This window comes from Gluconobacter kanchanaburiensis NBRC 103587 (assembly GCF_007988905.1).
GTDB classification, from domain to species: Bacteria; Pseudomonadota; Alphaproteobacteria; order Acetobacterales; family Acetobacteraceae; genus Gluconobacter; species Gluconobacter kanchanaburiensis.
Map to the genome: position 1 here is coordinate 1 of NZ_BJVA01000011.1, position 23,905 is coordinate 23,905.

Here is a 23,905-nt window from a genome sequence, read left to right on the forward strand (position 1 = left end):
GGCTCGGGCGGCTCGCGGCGCAGCAGCGGCTGAAGCAGTTCGGTCATGCTGCCGAGATGGCGCAGGGTCGTCGCCGCCAGCCTGTGGGCGGAGGCACGGTCCCGCGGGTCCAGCCCCTGCCCGGCGCGATCCAGCGTCGTCTCCAGCATCCGGCGATGCTCGACCACCCCGCAGACGATATCGAACGCCAGATCGCGCGTGGGATCCGGCACCGGTTTCCGCTCCTGCGTTCTGCCAGACGGACGGCGTGGACCGCCGCTTCGGTTCGCGGAGGCGGGATTGCGGGGGGGATTGCTGGAAGGCTTCTGGGTCATGACGGGCTATCAGTCTCTCGCATCCTGCCGAAATCGCATCTTGCGGCCACGGACGCAATGGCGTCTTCTCCCGACATGTCCGATCCTGTTGCCCAGAACCTGATTATCGAGCGCCTTGCCACCATCCGCCGCCGCATCGCTCAGGCGTGTCTGAAGGCGGGACGTGCGGAGACGGATGTCTCCCTTGTCGCCGTCAGCAAGTTCCATCCGATCGAGAGCGTTGAGGCTGCCTTGAAAGCCGGTCAGCGCCTGTTCGGCGAAAACCGCGTGCAGGAAGCCGCGTCCAAATTTCCTCAACTCCGCCAGAGCTTCCCCGACCTGCGGCTGCATATTATCGGCAGTCTTCAGACCAATAAGGCCTTCGAAGCCTGCGAGATCGCCGACATGATCGAGAGCCTGGACCGGCCCTCCCTCTCAGACGCCCTTGAAAAGGGGGCACAGAAGGCCGGTCGACTTCCCGAGCTTCTCATTCAGGTCAATACGGGTGACGAGCCGCAGAAGTCCGGAGTGGCGTGTGAAAAGGCCGATGCTTTCATCGAAACCTCACTCGAACGCTTCGGTTCAAAGATTCGCGGTCTGATGTGCATTCCGCCCGAAGACCAGAACCCAGCGGCCCATTTCCGCCTCCTGCGCCAGATGAGCGAACGCCATGGATTGCCTGTGCTCTCAATGGGCATGTCTGCCGATTTTGAGACAGCCATAGCCGAAAATGCAACGCTGGTCCGGTTGGGGACGGCCATTTTCGGAAGCCGTCCTGCCCCCCATCCGTAACGCCGTTCATTGCCACAATCCTGACACGCGGCTTGCGTCCGGGCCCGAAATCTTGTCATGAGGGACAAATGCCCTGATGCGGAGCCGCGCCCGGAAAGCGCTGTGACAGTAGACTGCGGCACGCTTCTGATGCCCGTAAATGGAACCAGCAATGCCTGAACATGACGGTGACCACGCCTCGAACACATCTCACGGCGTAGGAATTCCCAACGACTCCGGCGAAATCATACAGACGATTGAGCAGGCCCGTTCGGAAGGACATACCCATGAGATTGGCGGTAGCGAGGATGACAGTTCCAGCCATCACCGTCCGGCAGGCATGGGCGCCCTGCTCGCGGTTCTGGGCGTCGTGTATGGCGATATCGGCACAAGCCCGCTCTACGCGCTGCAATCATCGGTCAGCATCGTCAGTTCCCCCAAATCTCCGGCCCAACCCTGGGAAATCATGGGGCTCGCCAGCCTGACCTTCTGGGCGCTGATGCTTATTGTTACCATCAAATACGTTATCCTCATCATGAGGGCGGATCATGATGGCGAAGGCGGCATCATCGCGCTCATGTCGCTGGCCCAACGCGTATGCAAATCACAGCATTTCCGATGGATCTTCGGTCTCGTCGGTATTGCAGGCACCTGTCTGTTCTTCGGCGACAGCATCATTACTCCGGCCATTTCGGTGCTTTCGGCCGTGGAGGGCATCGAAACGTCCGTTCCCTCCGCCAGTCACATCATTATTCCGCTGGCCATGGTCGTCCTCATTGCCCTGTTCTCGGTTCAGGTTCTGGGCACAGGGAAGATCGGCAAGGCTTTCGGACCGATCATGGTCTGCTGGTTCAGCGTACTCGCCATTCTCGGCATCAAGGGCATTTTCCTCTATCCCCATATCCTGCTCGCCCTGTCTCCGACCTTCGCGCTCGAATTCATCGCCATGCACGGCTATCTATCGTTCATCGCACTCGGCTCGGTCGTACTGTCCGTCACAGGTGCCGAGGCTCTTTACGCCGATATGGGCCATTTCGGACGCGCCCCGATCCGCAAGGCCTGGCTGTTCTTCGTCCTGCCCTCGCTGACGCTGAACTATTTCGGACAGGCCGCCCTGCTGATCCATAACCCGCACGCCCTGTCCAATCCGTTTTATCTTCTGGTGCCGCACTGGGCGCAGATCCCCATGCTGATCCTCGCGACCTTCGCGACCGTGATCGCCTCACAGGCCGGTATTTCGGGCAGCTTCTCACTGTGCCGCCAGCTTATCCAGCTCGGCTATCTGCCGCGTACCCGCATCATGCACACCAACGCATCCGAGGAAGCACAGATCTATCTGCCCTCGCTGAACTGGATTCTGGCCTTTGGCGCGCTGGTTCTGGTCCTTTCCTTCCGCTCATCCTCGGCCCTCGCTGCGGCTTACGGCATTGCTGTAACCGGCACGTTCCTGTGCACCTGCGTGCTGGCCATGGTGGTGTTCCGCCGCGTTTTCAAATGGAAGACCGCTACGGTCGCGATCGTCTTCGGCTTCTTCTTCATCGTGGACAGCATCTTCTTCTCCGCAAATGTGCTCAAGATCCCCGATGGCGGATGGGTCCCGCTCGCAATCGGCATCATCAGCACCATCATCATGACGACTTGGAAGCGTGGGCGCAGCCTGATCTCCTCGCGCCAGCAGGCGGATTCCATGCCGATGGGCTCCTTCCTTGCGCGTCTACCGCAGTCCCGCACGATCCGTGTTCCCGGTCTGGCCGTCTTCCTGACCGCCAACCCCGACATTGTGCCGAATTCACTGCTGCATAACCTCAAGCACAACAAGGTCCTGCACGATCACATCCTGTTCGTAACGGTCCAGAACCTCGACCAACCGGAAGCCGAGCGCGGTCACCGCGCCATCGTTCAGGAACTGGCTCCCAACATTCACCGCGTCATCGTCCGCTACGGCTTCATGGAGATGCCCAACCTGCCTCGCGCCCTGCTGGAACTGAATGCGCTCGGCGTGGCGTTTGACGCCATTCAGGCGTCCTATTTCACGTCCCATGAACTCGTCGTCCGCTCCCGCGTACCGAAGATGCAGCTCTGGCGCATGTGGATTTTCCTCCTGCTCCAGCGCAATGCGGCCTCCACGACCGAATTCCTGCGCATCCCGCCTGACCGTGTGGTGGAATTCGGCGTCCGGATTGCCATTTGACCACCCGTCCTTTGGCCGAGCCACTTTCCCTCTACATCCACTGGCCGTTCTGTCTGGCGAAGTGCCCCTACTGCGATTTCAACTCCCATGTCCGGGAGGTGATCCCGCAGCAACGCTTCGCCGCAGCCCTGCGCCATGAACTGGCCCATGACGCCGCCCGCCTGACCCGCGATGGCGTCAAGCGCCCCCTGCGTTCGATCTTTTTCGGCGGGGGCACGCCCTCGCTGATGGCTCCCGAAACCGTTGCGGCCCTGATTGAAGACGCACACCGCCTGTTCGACGCACAGGACGATCTGGAAATCACGCTCGAAGCCAACCCGACCAGCGTCGAGGCCGGAAAATTCGCAGCGTTCCGTCAGGCCGGAGTCAACCGTGTGTCGCTCGGCGTACAGAGCCTGAGGGACGATGCGCTCCACAAGCTTGGCCGCGAACACTCCGCTCTACAGGCCATCCGCGCGCTCGAAACCGCCCGAACCCTGTTCCCACGCATTTCTTTTGACCTGATCTACGCCCGCCCCGGCCAGAGCGACGCCGATTGGACGGACGAGCTGACCACAGCGCTCGACCTCGTGGCCGACCACCTGTCACTGTATCAACTCACCATCGAACCGGGCACGAAGTTCGAAGCCATGCACCGGCGCGGCGAACTCAGCTTGCCCGACGAAGACACCGCCGCACGCCTCTATGACCTGACCGGCGACATCGCCGCCCGTCACGGCCTGCTGCCCTATGAAGTCTCGAACTACGCCCGACCCGGCGCCGAAAGCCGCCATAACCTGACCTACTGGCGCTATGCGGATTACATCGGCATCGGCCCCGGCGCTCATGGGCGCCTGACGCTGGACGGCGAATTATACGCCACCCGCCGCCACCGCGCGCCTGAACCCTGGGCCGAACGGGTTGAAAAGACCGGCTCCGGCAGCACTGAGGAAACCCTGCTCACGCCGGAAGAAAAAGGCCGCGAAGCCCTGCTGATGGGCCTGCGCCTGTCCGAAGGCATCGACGAGGCAGCCTTCGCCGCCCGCACGGGCCGCGCGCTTCTGAACTGTGTGGACCCTGCCCTGCTCGAAGCCTGCATCGAGGAAAACTACCTCGAACGGAACAACGGTATCCTGCGCGCGACCGGCGAAGGACGGCTTCGTCTTGAAGCGATACTGGCGCGTCTCGTCACTTGAGGGCATGATCCGGTCTTAATCCATCTGGAAGAGACCATGCGCCGATCCATTCTTTCTGCCCTTCTGGCTGCCTGCACCGTACTCGCCCCGCTTTCCGTTGCGACGGCTGCTCCTGCTCCGAACTACGTCGTGCTCGACAACGACTTCCTCGGCCCGGGCGGCTCCAACATCCAGTCCATTATCCCGTTGCTGAACCATCCAGGCGTCACGCTGCTGGGCCTGACCTCCGTCATCGGCGATGACTGGGAAAACGCAGGCACGGCGCACGCCCTGCGCTTTCTGGAAATCGCGCATCAGACGCAGATCCCCGTCGCCGATGGGGCTACCACGCCGCTGGTCAACACGGTTGCGGAGACGAAACTGCGCGAACAGCAGTTCGGCATCATTCCCTGGAAGGGCGCATGGGGTGGCCTCGGCTCCATCGAGCACGTCCCGGCCACGCAGCCTCCCGTCGGCAAACTGCCCGAAGGCGCGCCGCATATTACAGCCGACGCGCTCCCGGCTGCCATGTTCCTGATCCGTGAAGTCCATGCCCACCCGCATCAGGTTACGGTCATCGCTGCTGGTCCGCTGACGAATCTTGCGCTCGCCATCCGCATCGACCCGACCTTTGCCGCAACTGCCAAACAGCTTGTTTTCATGGGTGGTCTGCTCGATGCCAGCATGATGTCCGTCACCGGAAATGCCGATTTCGCGTCCGACTTCAACCTGATTATGGACCCTGAAGCCGCCCGCATTGCCCTGACCGCGCCGTGGGCTTCCATCACCTGCGTCGGAAATGTTTCGAACGACATCATGATGACGCCCGAAATCGCCAGCCGCATCGACGAAAAGCACAATGCTGTCACGGACTATCTGAAAAAGTATCAAGCCCCCCTGCCGCTCTGGGATGAACTGACCTCCGCCATCGCCGTTGATCCCACACTGATCACGAAGTCCGTCACGGCCGTCATGGACGTCAATATCGAACACGGGATGGATTACGGTCACGCCCATATCTGGCCGGATTCCACAGCGCCGAAGGGCATAAAACTGCAAAAGGTGAAGATCATACAGTCCATCGACAAAGCGCGCTTCATCAACGAGTTCGTCTCGCAGTCCCAGAACGCCATAGGCACGCACTAAGAGCTTGCAGGAGGGCAACCGACACCTATGCTGAACATCATCAAACTGGCCGTCGGCTGCCCGAGTATCGAAGTCCTGCGCGAGCGGCTGAACCATTACCGTCTCAACGGCCATGCCACCGTCCAGACCCGTACCATGCCCAAACGGGCCGAGGAGGTTCTGGACGGTGGTTCCCTGTATCGTGTGATGGATGGCATGATCCTGTGCCGCCAGCCCATCATCGGGTTGGAAAGCGCCCAGCGCGCGGATGGCAGCACGGGTACGCTGATCGTCGTTTCGGACGAAATCATCCCGGTCCAGCCACGCCCGATGCGTCCTTTTCAGGGCTGGCGTTATCTGGAGCCTAAAGATGCGCCCCCAGATCTGGGCAGCAGCCTGGGAGAAGACGGTATTGCCAATCTCCCACCACAGCTCCGTAGGGAACTTGCTGAACTTGCGCTGATTTGAGGAGGAGCATTTCTGGCCACTCTGAAGTCTGCCCTGTTTTTGCCATAAAGCGGGAACGGTATGGGAGCTGACACGTCATACTCCTGCATACGAAGACTGTATGACGATCCCGCCCTACAGGGTCTTTGAGCCGCCTTACGGGCGGAATATGAATAGAAGGAGTGCCACTTTGCCCCCCTCTCACCGTCCCTCCCGTACCGGCGCGGCCGCAGTCACACTTTCGGCGGCACTGTGCCTCAGCCTGACAACGGCTCTTCCCAGCGCCTGCGCCCAGAGCGCCGTGCCGTCATCGCCGGAAACCGCGGGCACCCCGCCTACCCCGGCTCTGGCCAGCGTACCTCTGCCCGGCAAGGTAGTGTATGCACAGCTCACGACACCGGACCTGGCAAAAGCGAAAACGTTTTATGGCGGTCTTCTCGGATGGACATTCCAGGATCGGCCCGTCTCGGGGGGACATTACGCGGAGGCGCTCGTGAATGGCCATGTTGTCGCGGGCCTCGTCGAGCGACGGCTTCCCGAAGGCAGCAATCCGCCCCGTCCGATCTGGCTGCCCTTCATTTCAGCGACGGACGTTCCAGCACTGGCGAAATCCTCCCGCCAGTGGGGCGCGAAAATCATTTTCCGTCCGACCGACATTCCGGGTCGCGGTGAACAGGCCATCATTGCCGATCCGCAGGGCGCACTTTTTGCACCGTTACGCAGGCCTCACGGAGACCCGCAGGATACGGACGCAACCGTTCAGGGCGACTGGATCTGGAATGCCCTTCTAACGCCTGCTCCGTCCGCAAGCGCCGGCTTCTACCAGAAGCTCTTCGGTTATCGGGTGGAAGCGGCTCCGGCGCCTGATTCCGCCCAGCGCTACATTCTCGAATCACAGTCCACGGCCCGCGCGACCGTCAATCCGCTTCCTGCCCGTCTTCCCGCGAACGCCCGTGCCCGCTGGCTCAGCTTCGTACAGGTCGACAGCGTCGGGAGCGCGGCTGAAAAAGCGGTGCAACTGGGCGGGCGCGTTCTGGTCGAGCCCCATCCCGATCATCAGAACAGCATGATCGCGATCATCGCCGATCCGGCAGGCGCGGCGTTCGGCATTATGGAATGGCATGATCCGATTGCGACAGGAGATACGAAATGACCCGTCGTACAAGAGGAACCCTGATCCGTATCGGTGGCGCCCTGTGCCTGCTCGGCATGCTGTCAGGCTGCGCCGGCTATGACGGATATGGTTATAACGGCTACGGCAGTTATGGCGGAGGTGGATATTACAGCGCCTATGACACCGGCTGGGGCGGTGGCTGGGGAAGCGGCTGGGGACGTGGCTACGGTGTCGGCCCCTATTATGGACGCGGTCACGGCGGTCGCGGACCAGGGGGCTGGGCGCCAGGCGGACGCGGACCCGGAGGTCATGGGCCCGGTGGGCGCGGGCCGGGGGGCCCTGGCGGACGCGGCCCTGGTCCCGGAGGTCATGGAGGACCGGGTGGAGGCGGTCACGGTGGAGGTCCCGGCGGCGGCGGTGGGCCCGGCGGAGGTCATGGAGGCGGTGTCCATGGTGGTCGCCACTAAACACCTGCGATCCTGAAAACACCGGACGTTTCCGACATCCAATGTCGGTCTCGCCCGGTTTTTCGGCTAGCTGGAAGCGGACTGGCGCCCAGACCGTTCGAGAGCGGCGATTTCTGCCGTAACGTCTCCGCTCTCGATCCGACGCATCACATCCGCCATTCCCTGTCCCGCCTCCAGTGCGGTAGCCGTATCGAGCCAGTATCGAGCCGCCTCAGGATCGCCATCGCACAAGCCCGCGGTCATATCGAACCGAAGCAGCGTCGCCTCTCCGCTCAGCCTACGCAAAGCCCGCAACAGGGCATGGGCCTGCGTGGCCTGCTCCCCAACAGCAGAGACGCCTCCCAGCACAGGCAACGACCCCCGGGCGAATTCAGCGCGCGTCGTATCGATCCCTGCCTGGCGCTGGATTCTGTCCGTAGCGAGAGGATCGGCTCGGTCTAACACAGAGGCCAGATAGCGCAGATTCCCGATAACGGCTGTCTGCAACAGGCCATCCATGTCCTGCCCCCGCCTTTGCGGGCACACCGTAAACGCGCAGAGTAGCCCGATGACACTTCCCAGCGTGTTGTCGAGCATCCGCATCCAGGCCACACCCTGCGAGGGCATGATCATTTCCGTCACGACGATGAACTGGGCACTGATGAACACGACGAGCATGGTGTAATTCACCGCCCGCATGGCGATGGCACCAATCACGAAAACTGCCACGGCCGCCAGCATCTGTGCGTTGCCCGGCAGGAACGGCGTCAGAAGCAGCGCCAGAACACCACCGCCGACCGTGCCCAGAACCCGTTCCAGCGCGCGGACAAGGGTCGTCTGTCCGGACGGCTGCACCACCAGAAGCAAGGCCACCAGCGCCCAGAAACCGTAATCAAGGCCAAGCCACCAGCTTGTCATATATGTCGTCAGCAGGCCCACGACGAGCCGGAGCGTATGCTGCCAGATCGCGGGCGTAAGGCGCGCGACATGCCGGGGAAGTTCGGTATCAACGGGAAGGCGCGCTTTCTGCGCCAGCCCTTCCGCGAGTGTTCCCAGGGTCCGGGCACTCGTTGCAACCAGTTCACCAATCGGACCGGCCGTCGCGGGGATGCTTGCGGCTAGACCAAGCCCCTCCGTTGCCAGATGCCCCAGATCGGGCGCAGGTTCCAGCGCTGCGTCGCTGGCGTGCTGGCAGAGTGCGGAAAAGGCGGCAAGCGTGCCGCGGGCCTCAAAATCCAGACCGCGTGTTTCGACCAGATGCTCCACGGCGAGCATCGCGGTAAACAGCCGTTCCGCTCCTGCAAGGGAGGCCATCAGCCTGCCGCGCATGCCATAACTGGCGTGGCCCGCATCGATCTGAAGCGCGAGCCCTCGCGCGCGCTCGATGGCAGTCCGCACATTCTGTCGATGGATCGTTTCCTGAAGACGCCCGGCCGCGATCTCCCCGGCCATGACCGACAGGAGCCGATAGCAGCGCCCAACAGCCCGACGCGCAGGCGCGTAAGGGTGAAGCGGCCAGACGATGAGGCACAGAAGCATCGCCCAGAGCCCGCCGCCGCCAAACGACAGCGCGATAACGAGCGCCTCCCTGATATCATGGGCTGGAAAGCCGGTACCAGCCAGCATGACACAGCTCAATAACGTACAGAGCAACGCCATCGACGGGGTCAGGGTGCGCGCAAGACCAGTCAGCAGAGCGGTTACAACAAGCCAGGGCAGCACCCCCCAGAGCGGAGAGACCGCAACCAGAGAAGTCACGCCCCCCAGAACGGTGCCACCGACCGTGAAAAGACCGAGGATACGAAACTGCTCGCGGGCCGTTCCGCCCGGCTCGATCAGACAGCTCCAGAACGTGGCAAAGGCCGCCCAGGCCAGCACGGCCTGCTGTTCATAAAGTGCCGGAAGCAACGCCACAACCGTCGCAACAGCCGCACGGCTTCCTTCAGCAGGCGCGATCTGCTCGGGGCTGACAGGAATGGAATGACGGGTCAGAAAATCCGTCAGGAAGTCAAACGGCCCACCCCTGTTCGGGGCAGGCCGTGATGACAGAACAAAAGGACGCGGATCTCCGGCCATACGCTCAGCGACCGGTCAGGATTCGCTCCACGAGCTGGCCGACCGTCGGAACGAACCCATTTGCATAGAAAGGGTCTGTTCCGAAACGCCACGCATTCGTGCCGCCGAACATGAGGTTGTGATCGACGATCGCCTCTTCATCTGCGCCGGCTGGGATGTGGGAAATCGTCTGAAGCGTCTTCTGGATACAGAAAGACCGCGGATCCGCCTTCTGGCCGTTGGTATAGGGCTCGCGCTGCATCCAGTTAGAGAAACGGCACTGTGACAGACAGCCCATGCAAGCCGTCTGCGCGGCAAGAATTTCGCGGCCACTTTCCGGCGTTACAAACACCAGCGTATCGTCCGGCGTGCGCAGCGCTTCCGTAAAGCCCGCAGCTTCCCACTCTGCGATCCGCGGGCGGTCAGCAGCCGGAACAAAGACCTCACGTTTGCGGGCGCCCACGCCATAGGACGCTTCGTAGCCATCTCCGGCTTCCGCACTATAGGGAACCTGACGCTCTGAACGGTCACGCAGATCCTGCAGGAAGCTGTTCTTGACCGCAGAGGAGTAGAACCCGGTCGGGGAGAAACGGTTCAGATACACATCCCCCTTCTTCAGGGTCAGCAGGCGCCGCTTCCAGGCATTGGGGATCGGGCTTTCCTGCGTCAGCAGCGGGCGCGTTCCGAACTGAAACGCGATCGGCCCCAGTTCCGGATTTCCGATCCAGTCCTGCCATTCCTCAAGATGCCACACGCCACCCGCCATAATGATCGGGGTATCACCCAGACCATAGTTACGCATGACGCGGCGCAGTTCGAGAACGCGGGGATAGGGATCTTCCGGAGACAGCGGATTTTCCGTGTTGGACAGACCATTATGGCCACCCGCACGCCACGGATCTTCGTAAACCACGCCCCCCAGAAGTTCGGGTGCCTTGCTATACGCGCGACGCCAAAGCGCATTGAAAGCGCGACCGGAAGACACGATCGGATAATAGGGAATACCAAACCGTACGGCGATTTCCGAGAGGCGGTACGGCATGCCAGCGCCACAGGTGACGCCATGCACCAATCCCGGAGCCCCTTCGAGGATCCCGATGATGACCTCTTCGGCACCACCCATTTCCCAAAGGATATTGACGTTGATCCGGCCTCTTCCGCCCGAAATGTCGTGGGCGATCTTCGCCTGCGCGATGCCACCATCAATCGCGTAGCGGATCAGTTCCTGCTGGCGTTCGCGGCGCGTACGACCATGATAGATCTGCGGAACGGGGTGACCGTCCTGGTCATAACTGTCCGCATTGACGGCAGAAATGGTCCCGATTCCACCTGCCGCAGCCCAGTGTCCGGCCGAGACGCCCGTGGAGACGGAAACACCTTTGCCCCCTTCGATCAGAGGCAGCACATCCTGACCACCAAAACGGAGGGTATCAATAGATTTCATGGGGACTGGCTGTCTCCGATACTCAGAAAAAAAGGCGGGGCCTTGTGAGCCCCGCCCGAACACTCACTCGGCGTCGCGACGGGGCGGACGGCCGGGTCTGGCCCCCACACTCTCCGTGATATCGGCACCCGTAGCCTGATCGACAACCCTCATGGAGAGCTTGACCTTGCCGCGGTCATCGAACCCGATGACCTTGACCTTCACGGCATCACCCTGCTTGACGACATCGGACGTCTTTGCAACGCGGCCTTCGGCCAGTTCGGAAATGTGAACAAGGCCGTCACGCGGACCAAGGAAGTTCACGAACGCACCGAAATCAGCGGTCTTGACGACCTTGCCGTCATAGATGCGGCCAATTTCCGGCTCAGCAATAATGCCTTCGATCCGGGAGATGGCCTTCTGGGCCTGCTCGTCGTTCGCAGCGGCGATCGTCACGGTGCCATCATCACCGATATCGACCTTCGCACCCGAATATTCAACGATCTCGCGGATCACCTTGCCGCCGGAGCCGATCACGTCACGGATCTTTTCCTTCGGCACGGAGATCGTGGTGATCTTCGGAGCATTGCCCGAAACATCCGAACGACCTTCCGTCAGGGCCTTGGACATTTCGCCAAGGATGTGGATCCGGCCTTCGCGGGCCTGTTCCAGCGCAATCTTCATGATTTCCGGCGTGATGGACGTGATCTTGATGTCCATCTGAAGCGCGGTCACGCCGTCAGCCGTACCCGCCACCTTAAAGTCCATGTCACCCAGGTGATCCTCGTCACCGAGGATGTCGGACAGCACAGCGTAGCCACGATCTTCCTTGATCAGGCCCATGGCAATGCCGGCAACCGGACGCGGCAGCGGAACGCCGGCATCCATCAGCGCAAGCGAAGAGCCACAGACGGTCGCCATAGAGGACGAACCATTGCTTTCCGTGATCTCGGAAACCACACGCATCGTGTACGGGAAGGCTTCCTTGGTCGGCAGCAGCGGGTGAATCGCGCGCCATGCCAGCTTGCCATGACCGATCTCACGACGGCCCGGGGAGCCCATGCGACCACACTCACCAACCGAATACGGTGGGAAATTGTAGTGCAGCATGAAGTTGGAACGGTACTCGCCTTCCAGCGCGTCGATGATCTGTTCGTCCTGCCCCGTACCAAGCGTCGCAACCACGAGAGCCTGCGTCTCACCACGCGTGAACAGAGAGGAGCCATGGGAGCGGGGCAGAATGCCGACTTCCGCCAGGATCGGACGGACCGTCTTCAGGTCACGACCATCGATGCGGATACCCGTCTTGAGGATGGAACCACGAACGACCTGTGCCTCAAGCTCCTTGAGCATGGGTTTGGCGAGCTCGACGTCCAGACCTTCCTCGGCCAGGATCTCGTTAATCCGGTCCTTGGCTTCGGCGACCTTTTTGTAGCGGGCCTGCTTCTGACGCTCCTTGTAGGCGTCCGCCATCAGCTTGTTGCCGACCTTCTCAACGCGCTTGCGAAGAGCGATCTCTTCCTTCGTCAGCGACGGCAGATCCCACGGAGCTTTCGCAGCGTGCTCGGCCAGCGCAATGATGGCGTCGATAACCGGCTGGAAAGACGTGTGTCCCAGCGTGACGGCCTCAAGCATCGTTTCTTCCGAAAGCTCACTGGCTTCGGATTCAACCATCAGCACGCCCTCAGCCGTACCGGCAACCATCAGGTCGAGCGTGCTGTCCTTGAATTCATCATGAACCGGGTTCACGACCAGCTTGCCGTCGATGCGGCCGATACGGGCGCAGGCAACCGGGCCGAAGAAAGGAATCCCCGAAAGCGTCAGCGCAGCCGAGCAGCCGATCAGCGACACAAGTGCCGGATCGTTCTCGTTGTCGTAGCTCAGAACCGTTGCTGTGATCTGAACTTCGTTGCGGAAGTTTTCCGGGAACAGCGGACGGATCGGACGATCGATCAGACGGGCATTCAGGACTTCGGCTTCGGACGGACGACCTTCGCGCTTGAAGAACCCACCCGGGATCTTGCCGGCGGCATAAGCCTTTTCCTGATAGTTGACCGTCAGCGGGAAGAAGTCCTGTCCCGGCTTGACGCTCTTGGCGCCAACGGCGGTGCAGAGCACGACCGTATCGCCATAAGTGATCATGACGGCGCCGTCTGCCTGGCGTGCGACCTTACCGGTCTCCAGGATCAGGGGGCGTCCGGCCCATTCGATTTCCTTGCGGAAATAATCAAACATGCATGTTTTCCCAAATTAAGGGTGAAACCATCTCCGGGCGTCCGGCAGGTGGCGGAGCAGCGTTTCGGACGGCATGGCGGTGATGGCGGGAAGTCCCCGGCACGACACCATGTGGCCTGAAACGCCGGTCGCGCACCCGCACCGCCGGACAGGCGATGGCGGGGGTGTCCGGGAGCGAGCTCCCGGACAATTCAACTCAGCGACGCAGGCCGAGACGCTCGATCAGGCTCTGGTAACGGGCCTGGTCCTTGCGCTTCAGATAGTCCAGCAGGCTGCGACGCTGGCCAACCATCATCAGGAGACCACGACGGGAGTGGAAGTCCTTCTTGTGGGTCTTCAGATGTTCGGTCAGGTTCGAGATACGCTCGGACAGGATGGCAACCTGCACTTCCGGCGACCCCGTATCCGTCTCGCTCTGCTTGTATTCAGCAATCAGTGCCGTGCGGCGTTCTGCGGTAATCGACATCGTGTTCTCCAAAAAATTCGTGGTTTTCCAGCATCCGCGCTGCCCTGAGCCGCCCCTGACGGACATGACACAGACCCAGCACGTGCTCTCCGACCATCGCGCGCCACAGGTGATCTTCCCCCTGCGACGATGCCGGCAGAGGATGCATGAGGTCCGAAGGGTCTATCGACTGCCCCCAGACGAGCATCCTTCCCTCCGCATCGGTGACGGCCAGCGCCGGGATGTCGACCAGCGCGGTCGCCGCATCCAGCAGAGGAGCCGGAAGAGCATCGGCGTTGTCCACAGTTTGAGTCGATTTGTCCAGTGATATCTGATCGATCGTGAGTGCGTGACTCAGATCGAACGGCCCGCATTTCGTCCGGCGCAGGACTGAAATATGCCCCACCGTTCCACAGGCCAGCGCAATATCCCGCGCGAGCGAGCGCATATAAACGCCTTTACCGGACTGGACGTCGAACACAGCCGTATCCGCGTCAGGACGTTCCACAAGCGTTATCGAATCGATCCGCGCCGGACGGGGCGGAAGCTCGGGCGGGCGGCCCGCGCGCGCCATGTCATAGGCCCGTTCCCCCCCGACCCTAAGCGCGGAAAACACGGGAGGGACCTGCATGACATTTCCCGTCAGCGCAGGCAGAACGGCACGAATCTGGTCATCGGTCGGACGGTTCGGCGACGTCGCCAGAACTTCGCCTTCAAGGTCGTCCGTCGTACGGCTTTCGCCGAAGGTCAGGGTAAAGCGGTAACGCTTTGTCGCATCCATGATGTAGGGAATGGTTCGCGTGGCCTTGCCGAACGCGATCGGCAGCACACCAGAGGCCAGTGGATCAAGCGTTCCGCCATGACCAGCCTTTTTCGCATCAAAAGCCCATCGCAGCTTGTTGACCATATCCGTGGAGGTCGGCCCCAGCGGCTTGTCGAGAATCAGCCACCCGTCGATATCGCGTCCACGTTTCCTGCCCATAAATCCCGTCCTTGCCTGTGAAGGGCGCTGATAGACCAGCAGGGGCCCGGAATGCAAAAAAGCCCCTCACCAGAAGTGAAGGGCTTTTTAAAAGTTAGTCTGGTTTGGAGTTCAGATCCCGCTGGACTTCCGGAGACCGCATGATCTCGTCGAGTTCCATGGCGTTATCCAGCGCCGTATCAGGCTGGAAGTGGATCTCAGGCACCGTCCTGAGATTGAGCGCTTTGGACAGCCCTGTTCTCAGGAAGGGTGCTACCCGCTTCAGGGCAGGCAGCAAAACCTCCACGTCGCTCCGCCCCAGACGCGTCACGAAAGCCGTAGCGTGTCTGAAATCCGGGGAAATGCGAACTTCCGTAACCGTAATCCGCACATCCAGAAGTTCCGGATCGCGAAATTCCGTCCGGGCGAAAAGCTCCGCCAGAACACGGCGGACCTCTTCAGCCACCCGGAGCTGGCGGGTGCTGGGTCCCTGGGCAACAACACCCGAGGGACCCTTCAGGTCATGCTTCGAACGCGAACTCAAGCCGGGATCACTTCCATTTCGTAGCACTCGACCATGTCACCTTCGCGCAGGTCATTGTAACCCGCAAAGGACAGACCGCACTCGTAACCACGTGCCACTTCCTTGACGTCATCCTTGAAGCGCTTGAGCTGGCTCAGCTCGCCTTCATGGATGACCACATTGTCACGCAGCAGACGCACGCCACAGCCGCGCTTGACGAGGCCTTCGGTGACATAGCAGCCCGCGACCTTGCCGGTCTTGGTGATGTTGAAGACTTGACGGATCTCGGCATAGCCCAGGAACTTCTCGCGATGCTTCGGCGCGACCTTGCCCTTGACCAGCTGCTCCACATCATCCGCCACCTGATAGATGATCGAGTAGTAGCGGATATCCACACCATCACGCTGGGCCAGTTCACGGGCCTGCGTAGTTGCACGGACGTTGAAGGCCACGATGATCGCATCGGATGCTTTGGCAAGCTGGATGTCGCTTTCCGTGATCTGACCGACACTGGCGTTCAGAACACGAACCGCAACTTCCTCATGGGCCAGCTTTTGCACAGTCGTGGAGATCGCCTCAGCCGAACCCTGCACGTCAGCCTTGATGAGAAGAGCGACTTCCTTCTGCACGCCAGCCTGAATCCGGGCCAGCATCTGATCAAGGGTTCCGCGGGCCGCAACCTGCGATGCGGCGTCCTTCTCCTTGATCTTCCGCTGGCGGAATTCGCTGATTTCACGAGCCCGTGCATCGTTTTCAACGACCACGAAAGGCTCGCCCGCACCCGGAACACCTGTGAGACCCAGAATCTCGACGGGCAGCGACGGACCGGCATCCTTGACCTGACGACCGCGATCATCAAGCAGTGCACGCACACGCCCCCATTCAGAACCTGCCACCACGATATCGCCGCGATGCAGGGTTCCCTTCTGAACGAGGACCGCAGCGACCGGACCACGCCCGCGATCCAGACGACTCTCGATCACGACACCCTCGGCCACGCGCTCCGGGTTTGCCTTCAGATCCAGCAGTTCCGCCTGGAGCAGAATGCATTCCTCAAGCTTGTCCAGCCCGGTCCGCTTGAGAGCCGAAACCTCGACGTCCTGCGTGTCGCCACCCATTTCCTCGACCACGATCTCGTGGCTCAGCAGCTCCTGACGAACCCGGTTCGGATTGGCACCCGGCTTGTCGATCTTGTTGATCGCCACGATGATTGGAGCGTTGGCCGCCTTGGCGTGCTTGATGGCTTCAATCGTCTGCGGCATCACGCCGTCATCGGCAGCCACCACCAGCACCACGATATCGGTGACAGAGGCACCACGAGCCCGCATGGAGGTGAAGGCCTCATGACCCGGCGTATCGATGAAAGTGATCTTCTTTCCCGACGGCGCCGTGATCTGGTACGCGCCGATATGCTGCGTGATGCCACCAGCTTCAGTCGCCGCCACATCGGTGGTGCGCAGGGCATCGAGCAGGGAGGTCTTGCCGTGATCGACATGACCCATGACGGTCACGACCGGAGCACGCGGCTTCAGATCGGCTTCAACGTCTTCAACGCCTTCAATTCCGATTTCGACATCGCTTTCGGACACGCGCTTGATGCGATGACCGAATTCCTCAACCACGAGCTCGGCAGTATCGCCATCAATGCTCTGGGCCGCAGTCGCCATAACGCCCATCTTCATGAGCGCCTTGATGACTTCACCCTGACGGGAGGCCATACGGTTGGCCAGTTCGGCCACTGTGATGGTTTCCGGCACAATGACGTCACGGACAACGCGAACCTGGTCGGAACGCAGACGCTCCAGTTCGGCCTGGCGACGCTCACGGTCGCGCTGACGACGGACCGACGCCAGCGAACGCGTCTTGTCATCATCACCTTCGATCGCCGCACGGACGTCGATGCGCCCGGAACGACGGTCACTACCACTCCCCTTGCGGGAAGGTGCAGAAGGGCGACGCTGCGGTACGGCAGCAGGACCGGGACCACTGCGACGGGGCGCCGGACGACGCTCATCTTCTCCCGCAGCGGGTCCACCGGTACGGAGATGAAGCGTTTCGTTGTTGCGGACCGAAGAGGATGCGGCGGGAGCAGGACGTGCGGGCTGAACCGGGCGCGGCGGCATGATCGCACGCTCGGCCAGCGGACGCAGGCGCTGCACGGGCGCTGCAAGCTGCACGCCACCTGTAGGCTGACTGCGGGGATCCAGAGGGGCCGTACGTTCGGCTTCCTCGGCAGCCCGGGCAGCAGCCTCGGCGGCAGCCTGCTCGGCGGCACGTGCCGCAGCTTCAGCAGCGGCCTGTTCGCGGGCAGCCTGCTGCTCGCTTTCCTTCAGAGCAGCTATCTCAGCCGCTTTCTGTTCAGCGATCAGACGCTCTTCCTCGGCGGCGCGACGCGCAGCCTCGGCGGCGGACATGATCTGGATCTTCTCTTCCTCACGCCGCGCAGCTTCTTCGGCCGCAGCCTGACGCTGCCCTTCGAGCGCGCGCTGACGGGCTGCGAGTTCCGCTGCCGTCAGAGCACGTCCACCTGCACGGCCGCCTCGAGCCGCCGCACCGGCACCCGGGCCAGCGGCATTGCGCTTGGGTTTACGCACCTCAACCTGCACGACCTTGGAGCGGCCATGGCTGAAGCTCTGACGCACGGAGCCGGCATCCACGGTACGCCCAACCTCCTGACGTCCAGCAGGGCGAAGCGACAGGCGGCTGCTTCTGGTCTGTTCGCCGCCCTGTGATGGGGTGTTGTTTCCGTCCTGGTTGCGCTCGTTGCCGTCGCTCATAGTTCCGCCTGTTCCTTACTGACCCCTGCGGGGTCTGGGAGCGGACGTCCTGCCACTCCCGAAAATCTCTCATGTTCGGCGATCAGGCGCTGTGCCAGCGCACCGGGCGCCATCACCGCATAGACCGCCCGGTCCCGGCTGAACGCCGATTCCAGGACCCGATCGGGAACTGTCACCACCGGCAGAAAACGCCGGCCCGACACCAGTCTGGAGAATTCGTCCGGACTTGCACTTTCCGAACGGATCACCACCCCTACCCTGCCTGAAGTGAGCCACTCCCGGCATTTCTGAAATCCGCAGACCGTCTGTCCCGCACGTCGGGCCAGACTGACTGCATCCAGCATACGCTGCACCAGCGCGGTCGCGACCAGATCGGCCAGACCCTCCGGCACAGTCACCTGGGCTTTCGTTGCTCTGGCGAAAGCCTGTCGTGTGCGGGCGCTATCTAACACATCCCGGCTGGCACTCAACCACATTCCCCGTCCCGGAAGTTTTCCTGCGAGGTCGGGGACAACCCGGTTATCCGGACTGACCACGAAACGGATCATGCCTTCAGGCGGCTTCTGCTCTCGCGTTACGATGCATCGCCGCTCCGAGCCGCGACGCCCCAGAGCACCCCCTGAAGCACCACGAACGGGACCATTATCAGTATCAGAAATTTCAGACGTCGGTCGACTCCCCGTCACCGTTTTCTGCCTTCGCCGAGTCGGAGCCTTCACCATCGAACCAGTGAGCACGGGCCGCCATGATGATTTCATTGGCCGCGTCCTCATCGAGAGCATCTTCGCCAAGAATTTCCACCAGTTCGTCACCGGCCAGATCCGCAAGGTCATCAAGCGTCTTCACGCCCTTTTCACCCAGCGTCACCAGCATCTGGTTGGTGAAGGTCCCCAGTTCGGCCACATCGTCCGTCACGCCCAGCGCCTTACGCTGATCGTCCAGAGCCTGTTCCTTGCTGGCCAGATAGTCATTGGCACGTGCCATGAGCTCGTCAGCCACGCTCTCGTCGAAGCCTTCGATATCATTCAGCTCCGTCGGGTCCGTATAGGCAAGCTCCTCGATTGTGTGGAAGCCTTCCGTCACCAGAAGCCCCGCGATCACGTCATCAACATCCAACGCTTCGACAAACTGCGAAGAGCGCTTGCGGAACTCTTCCTGGCGACGTTCCGATTCCTCGGCTTCCGTCAGGATATCGATATCCCAGCGGGTCAACTGGCTGGCAAGACGCACGTTCTGTCCACGACGACCAATGGCGAGCGAAAGCTGCTCGTCGGGCACTACGACCTCGACGCGACCCGCTTCCTCATCCATCACCACCTTGCTGACTTCAGCCGGAGCCAGAGCATTGACGACGAAGGTCGCAGCCTGCGGGCTCCAGGGGATGATGTCGATTTTTTCGCCCTGCAGCTCAGCCACGACGGCCTGAACGCGGGAGCCGCGCATACCGACGCAGGCACCGACGGGGTCGATCGCCGCATCGCGCGAGATCACGGCCATCTTGGCGCGCGATCCCGGATCACGGGAAACGGCCTTGATCTCGATGATCCCGTCATAGATTTCCGGCACTTCCTGTGCGAACAGCTTCGCGAGGAAGGCCGGATGCGTGCGGGACAGGAAGATCTGCGGGCCACGCGGCTCGTCACGCACATCATAGATGTAAGCGCGGACGCGATCGGAATTACGGAAAGACTCGCGAGGGATCAGCTCATCGCGACGCAGCAGGGCTTCCGTATGGCCGATCTCAACCATGAGGTTGCCGTATTCAGTCCGCTTGACGGTCCCATTGACGATTTCGCCCACGCGGTCCTTGAACTCGTTGTACTGGCGCTTGCGCTCGTATTCACGCACGCGCTGCACGATGACCTGCTTGGCCGTCTGCGCGGCAATGCGTCCGAAATCGATCGGAGGAAGCGGATCAACCAGATGCTCGCCAGCCTGGATTTCAGGCTGGAACTTCCGTGCGATGTGCAGCGGGATCTGCGTGTCTTCGTTCTCGACCTGCTCGACCGCTTCGGTCCAGCGGCTCAGACGGACTTCGCCGCTCTTGCGGTCGATCGTCGCGCGGATGTCTTTTTCATGCCCGTACTTCGCACGGCCAGCCTTCTGGATGGCCTGCTCCATGGCTTCGAGCACTTCCTCGCGGTCGATATTCTTCTCGCGGGAAACTGCATCGGCAACCAGCAGCAGTTCGGGACGTGTAACAGACGTGTCCATCAGATCGGACCTCCAGCCAGCATGAAACGGGTCATCACTTCTTTCCCGGCTTCTTCGGATTCAGTTTGGGCGCCTGGCGCGCTTCTTCGCCATCTTCCCCTTCGGAACTCACCCCTGCAAGAGCGGCACTCGCTTCGATCAACGCATCGGTCAGGACCAAACGCGCCTTTCGGATGTCCACCAGCGGCAGGACGGCCTCGGTCCCATCGTCGAGACGAATGATGGCATTCCCGTCACGCGCGCCCATCACCGTTCCAGAAAAACGGCGCCGGCCATTGAGAGGAACGTCCAGCTCGGCCTTGGCAAGATGACCGGCGAATCGCTCCCAGTCCTTGGCACGTGTCAGGGGGCGGTCGATCCCTGCGGACGACACCTCCAGCATCCACGCACCCGGGATCGGGTCGTCAACGTCCAGGATGGCGCCAGCAGCGTGGCTGATTTGCTCACAGTCTTCCACCGAGATCAGGGAACCGTTCGCACGGTCCGCCATGATCTGGATCGTGGGCGTGTCCCGACCCAGAACGGACAGACGCACGAGCTCATAGCCCAGATCGGCCAGCGTCGGTGCGATCCGTTCCGCGATACGGGCTTCCAGCCCCGTAAGGTGGGGCAGTTCGATGTCGGAAGAGGCGTTCTGCTGAGACAAGACAAAAAAGGCGGCCCGTCAGGGCCACCCCCCAAATGAGCGGAAGATGAATGGAATGAACCTTATGTAAGTCACCTCCCCTCAGGACGCAAGAGGAGCGCAAATTCCGTGCTCCCTAAAGCTCTTACCCATTGGGCGAGTCGAAAGATTTGTTTACATTCCCATACTGCGAAAGCCCTTGTCTTCGGACGCCTTCGGGAGTGAGATGGTTCTGAAATGAATTCTCAGTACGAGCCCCGTCCAGAGCCGCGCGCCCAGCCACTGCCCTCCGAACCAGCACCCCGCAGCCGAGCGCTGTGGGGCGGAGGCGGGCTGATCGCCGCTCTGACGGTCGGGGCCGGAGCCTTTTTCTACACGCACAATACATCGGCGCCACCCGTCTCTGCGGCCTCACCGCCGTCCCAAAGCACGCCAGCCGTACCGGCCGCCCAAACCGCCGCGGTCCAGCTTTCGATGCTTCCCCCCGCAAGGGCCCCGGCCGCTCTCGCAAAAAGCGGCTTCAGCCCTGCCGACCGCGCTCGCATTCTCGCAGCAGTGAAGGACGGCAAGATGCGGCTCGTGGAAATGCCGGTACTGGATGCGTCAGGAGCAGTAGGCCAGACCATTGACGTCACGGTCTCGGGCCTGACACAGCGCGTCGTCCTGACGGGCAAGTTCCAGCATCTGGTCATTCCCATCGTCGAAGCCGGTCAGATCCTCATCACACCTGTCAGCATGCCACATGCTCCCGCCCTGATTATCGGAGCACTGACAGCCCTCGGCCCAGAAGCCCTGCCCGCCCTGATGACGCTCGACCAGCGCGTCCTGCTCAACGTGATCGTCCAGTAAGGAACCGCCCCGGTGTTCAAGTCTCTCGTTCCCATGCTCAACCGGGCCATGCCGCTAATGATGGCGGCCTTCCTCATTCTGGCAGTGATTCAGGTAGCGGTCATGCTACACTTGTCGCTGAACGGGCTGTGGGCCGCCATCGAGTGGGGACGGCGTTTCTATCTTCCGCTGGCAGGCATCGGTGCCCTTCTGACTGTCACGGGACTGGCGTATGAAACGTCAGCCGAAAAACTGGCGCGGCGCGGACTGCGCCGCAGGAAAGGTCTCATCATGGATGTTCTCAGCCGTCTGACAAACCGCGGAGCCCTTGAAGAGCTCATGGCCCGCGAACAGCGCGAAACCGTCATCGACGCCGACGAACTGGCCGCCTCGCTGCGTGCCCGCGTCATCGGACAGGATCAGGTCTGCGAAGACATCGCCCAGCAGATGCGCCGCCGCCTGGCCCTTCAGGTCCGCGGCAAACCCGTCGGCATCTTCCTGCTCGCTGGCCCTCCAGGCACCGGAAAAACATATCTGGCCAAGCAGATGGCCAAGCAGATGGAACGCCCCCTGCTGCATTTCGACATGACGCAGATGTCGAGCGCCCATGCCGCAACCCAGCTTTTCGGCTCACCCAAGGGCTATGTGGGTTCAGACACCTTCGGCAAGCTGACAGGCGGCCTCAAGGATCATCCGGATGCCGTGGTGCTGCTCGACGAGATCGAAAAAGCCCATCCGGACGTCTTCAAGAAGTTCCTCACAGCCTGGAACGACGGCCATGTTACGGAAGCCTCCACGGGTGAACAGGTTTCGACCACCCGCGCAATCTTCATGCTGACATCCAACGTCGCAACCGAGGCTCTCACCGAAATCGCCGATCGCCTCGTCAACGAACCTGAGAAGATGCGTGCCGAATCGGTGGAGGCTCTACGCAAGTCCGGCTTCGCCCCCGAGGTGCTGAACCGTCTGGACCGTATTTTCATTTTCCGTGCACTGCGCGGATTGGATCTGGCCCGCGTCGCTGCACTCGAAATCGAAGCCATGATCGAAGGCTATGGCCTGCATGTGGAAACCGGCGGCATCGATGCCGGAGTACTGTTCCAGGTCATGGTCAAGCAGAAGAATCTCGGTACCGGCGCGAGCGCACGCGATCTTGTCCGCTCCATCGAGGATATGGTCAGCGAAAGCCTTATCGTCGCCCGTCAGCAGGGCGCCAAGCGCGTCCGTCTCGTCACACAGGAGGACGGCACGGTCGTCACCGAGATTGCCAGCGACACAGAAACCCAGCTTGGCCGGGTGAGCCACTGATCCATGACGGCATTCGGACGGCTCTGGCGACGCGCGCCGCTCTGGCGCACAAGCGTAATCATAACGGTAGGCGCGCTCGGCATGGCCGCCTTCTATCCCACGCCGGCGCTCAAAAAGGCCATGCCGTGGCTTCCAGGCCACCTGCCCGGGACGACACCATATAATGCGGCGGGCGGCGCACCACAGCCGAGTGAACAACAAGGCGGCCAGCCCGGCGGCGCTCCGGGTCTGGGAGATCAGATCGGCGTGCCCGATCCCGGCATTGCCCAGCATGGCAGCATCACCATCGCCGGGCGCACCCTACCGCTTCCCGCCGGTGACTGGCATCCGATCCTGACAGCCCGGAGCGGAGCGCATGGTGAACTGTCCCAACAGGTTCTGGCCCGCACTGATCGCGGTGTCGTCTCCGGCGTCATCGTGGTCCGTGCCACGCAGCAGCCCGTCCCGGCCGATCTGGCAGAGCAGCTTGAAACGCCATGTCATGATGACCGGGACTATGCGTCCCATATTTCCGACAGGGCCGGCGTATCGCAGGAATGCAGCTACACCAGCAATGCCGTGCTCGAAAACCAGAGTGTGAGCACAGATCCGTTCATAACGGCGGCGTTTTCGCGGATGCGCACCCTGGGGTTCCCGATCCCGAGCCTGATGATCAATGTCGGCTGGTATTATGCGGCGGCGGCAGGCAAGGGCACCGCTCATATCGAAACGGTGGAAACGCTCGTCGCCCCGATCGAGCATGGATCACGCCAGCTTCTGGCGCCACCGCAGTACTGGAACAAGGCTTCGGTTCACAAGAATCCTGATGCAGCTCAGTTCATCGATGCACTGGATCGATGGATGATTGGCTGGTCCCGGGTTCTGCGGCAGGGCTTCGATGGTACTTTGAATCCGGCCACACTGGTGCCGCCCCTCATCAACGACCCGTCCGCCCCCCGGCCGGCCTGAACGGGCCAAGCCGGAGTGGATC

The 23,905-nt window shown here is 61.7% G+C and carries 21 protein-coding genes; 10 read left to right on the plus strand and 11 right to left on the minus strand.

The window, feature by feature from the left end; translation table 11 throughout:
• Positions 1 to 314, minus strand: a 314-nt coding sequence (locus tag GKA01_RS13815; RefSeq protein WP_371859268.1) for a transcription antitermination factor NusB, incomplete at its 3' end; no start/stop codon positions are given.
• Positions 315 to 389: 75 nt separating this feature from the next.
• On the opposite strand from GKA01_RS13815, the gene GKA01_RS09475 reads away from it, so the two are divergent.
• The 7 genes from GKA01_RS09475 (at position 390) to GKA01_RS13625 (ending at position 7,562) form a co-directional block, all read left to right on the plus strand.
• Positions 390 to 1,085 carry a YggS family pyridoxal phosphate-dependent enzyme gene (locus GKA01_RS09475; RefSeq protein WP_146862208.1) on the plus strand — a complete coding sequence of 232 codons (696 nt, stop codon included), beginning with the start codon at positions 390 to 392 and terminating at the stop codon, positions 1,083 to 1,085.
• Between the two features lie 139 nt (positions 1,086 to 1,224).
• The gene (locus GKA01_RS09480) at positions 1,225 to 3,255 is read left to right on the plus strand and encodes a potassium transporter Kup (protein ID WP_146862017.1); all 2,031 of its coding nucleotides are present in this window, start codon (positions 1,225 to 1,227) and stop codon (positions 3,253 to 3,255) included.
• Positions 3,256 to 3,266: 11 nt separating this feature from the next.
• Positions 3,267 to 4,430, plus strand: coding sequence for a radical SAM family heme chaperone HemW (gene hemW / locus GKA01_RS09485; RefSeq protein WP_146862211.1), 1,164 nt, complete (start codon positions 3,267 to 3,269; stop codon positions 4,428 to 4,430).
• Between the two features lie 36 nt (positions 4,431 to 4,466).
• Entirely contained in the window at positions 4,467 to 5,555 is a 1,089-nt protein-coding gene (locus tag GKA01_RS09490) for a nucleoside hydrolase (protein WP_146862020.1), read from the plus strand.
• Between the two features lie 27 nt (positions 5,556 to 5,582).
• Positions 5,583 to 6,002: a DUF1489 family protein gene (locus GKA01_RS09495; protein ID WP_146862023.1), complete on the plus strand. Its 420-nt coding sequence runs from the start codon at positions 5,583 to 5,585 to the stop codon at positions 6,000 to 6,002.
• A gap of 169 nt (positions 6,003 to 6,171) precedes the next feature.
• The gene (locus GKA01_RS09500; RefSeq protein ID WP_228119740.1) at positions 6,172 to 7,134 is read left to right on the plus strand and encodes a VOC family protein; all 963 of its coding nucleotides are present in this window, start codon (positions 6,172 to 6,174) and stop codon (positions 7,132 to 7,134) included.
• Positions 7,131 to 7,562 carry a hypothetical protein gene (locus GKA01_RS13625; protein ID WP_167506349.1) on the plus strand — a complete coding sequence of 144 codons (432 nt, stop codon included), beginning with the start codon at positions 7,131 to 7,133 and terminating at the stop codon, positions 7,560 to 7,562. Before GKA01_RS09500 ends, GKA01_RS13625 begins: the two co-directional genes overlap by 4 nt.
• A gap of 66 nt (positions 7,563 to 7,628) precedes the next feature.
• On the opposite strand, the gene GKA01_RS09505 is transcribed toward GKA01_RS13625, so the two are convergent.
• The 10 genes from GKA01_RS09505 to rimP form a co-directional block, all read right to left on the minus strand.
• The gene (locus tag GKA01_RS09505) at positions 7,629 to 9,617 is read right to left on the minus strand and encodes an FUSC family protein (protein WP_146862026.1); all 1,989 of its coding nucleotides are present in this window, start codon (positions 9,615 to 9,617) and stop codon (positions 7,629 to 7,631) included.
• A gap of 4 nt (positions 9,618 to 9,621) precedes the next feature.
• A complete protein-coding gene (locus tag GKA01_RS09510) occupies positions 9,622 to 11,040 on the minus strand; it encodes an NAD(P)H-dependent flavin oxidoreductase (RefSeq protein WP_146862029.1) in 1,419 nt (472 codons plus the stop codon).
• A gap of 63 nt (positions 11,041 to 11,103) precedes the next feature.
• Complete coding sequence (gene pnp, locus GKA01_RS09515; protein WP_146862032.1) at positions 11,104 to 13,254, minus strand: polyribonucleotide nucleotidyltransferase; 2,151 nt, start codon at positions 13,252 to 13,254, stop codon at positions 11,104 to 11,106.
• A gap of 196 nt (positions 13,255 to 13,450) precedes the next feature.
• Positions 13,451 to 13,720, minus strand: coding sequence for a 30S ribosomal protein S15 (gene rpsO / locus GKA01_RS09520; protein ID WP_146862035.1), 270 nt, complete (start codon positions 13,718 to 13,720; stop codon positions 13,451 to 13,453).
• Positions 13,680 to 14,681 (minus strand): tRNA pseudouridine(55) synthase TruB, encoded by a 1,002-nt coding sequence (truB, locus tag GKA01_RS09525; RefSeq protein WP_146862038.1) that lies wholly within the window; start codon positions 14,679 to 14,681, stop codon positions 13,680 to 13,682. Before truB ends, rpsO begins: the two co-directional genes overlap by 41 nt.
• A 94-nt stretch (positions 14,682 to 14,775) precedes the next feature.
• Positions 14,776 to 15,204, minus strand: coding sequence for a 30S ribosome-binding factor RbfA (gene rbfA / locus GKA01_RS09530; RefSeq protein WP_194265786.1), 429 nt, complete (start codon positions 15,202 to 15,204; stop codon positions 14,776 to 14,778).
• Positions 15,201 to 17,960 (minus strand): translation initiation factor IF-2, encoded by a 2,760-nt coding sequence (gene infB / locus GKA01_RS09535; RefSeq protein ID WP_146862041.1) that lies wholly within the window; start codon positions 17,958 to 17,960, stop codon positions 15,201 to 15,203. Before infB ends, rbfA begins: the two co-directional genes overlap by 4 nt.
• A complete protein-coding gene (locus tag GKA01_RS09540; RefSeq protein WP_264789384.1) occupies positions 17,957 to 18,646 on the minus strand; it encodes an RNA-binding protein in 690 nt (229 codons plus the stop codon). The genes infB and GKA01_RS09540 overlap by 4 nt, the downstream gene beginning before the upstream one ends.
• On the minus strand, positions 18,621 to 20,174 hold the full coding sequence (gene nusA / locus GKA01_RS09545) for a transcription termination factor NusA (protein ID WP_146862045.1): 1,554 nt from the start codon (positions 20,172 to 20,174) through the stop codon (positions 18,621 to 18,623). The genes GKA01_RS09540 and nusA overlap by 26 nt, the downstream gene beginning before the upstream one ends.
• Positions 20,175 to 20,208: 34 nt before the next feature.
• Entirely contained in the window at positions 20,209 to 20,820 is a 612-nt protein-coding gene (gene rimP / locus GKA01_RS09550; protein WP_146862048.1) for a ribosome maturation factor RimP, read from the minus strand.
• A 216-nt stretch (positions 20,821 to 21,036) separates the two neighbouring features.
• On the opposite strand from rimP, the gene GKA01_RS09555 reads away from it, so the two are divergent.
• The 3 genes from GKA01_RS09555 to GKA01_RS09565 are packed head-to-tail and all read left to right on the plus strand — an operon-like array spanning position 21,037 to position 23,883.
• On the plus strand, positions 21,037 to 21,648 hold the full coding sequence (locus tag GKA01_RS09555; RefSeq protein ID WP_146862051.1) for a hypothetical protein: 612 nt from the start codon (positions 21,037 to 21,039) through the stop codon (positions 21,646 to 21,648).
• Between the two features lie 33 nt (positions 21,649 to 21,681).
• Positions 21,682 to 22,935, plus strand: a complete 1,254-nt coding sequence (locus GKA01_RS09560; RefSeq protein WP_146862221.1) for an AAA family ATPase — start codon at positions 21,682 to 21,684, stop codon at positions 22,933 to 22,935.
• A 3-nt stretch (positions 22,936 to 22,938) separates the two neighbouring features.
• Positions 22,939 to 23,883 carry a hypothetical protein gene (locus tag GKA01_RS09565; RefSeq protein WP_146862055.1) on the plus strand — a complete coding sequence of 315 codons (945 nt, stop codon included), beginning with the start codon at positions 22,939 to 22,941 and terminating at the stop codon, positions 23,881 to 23,883.
• The last annotated feature ends 22 nt before the right edge of the window (positions 23,884 to 23,905 follow it).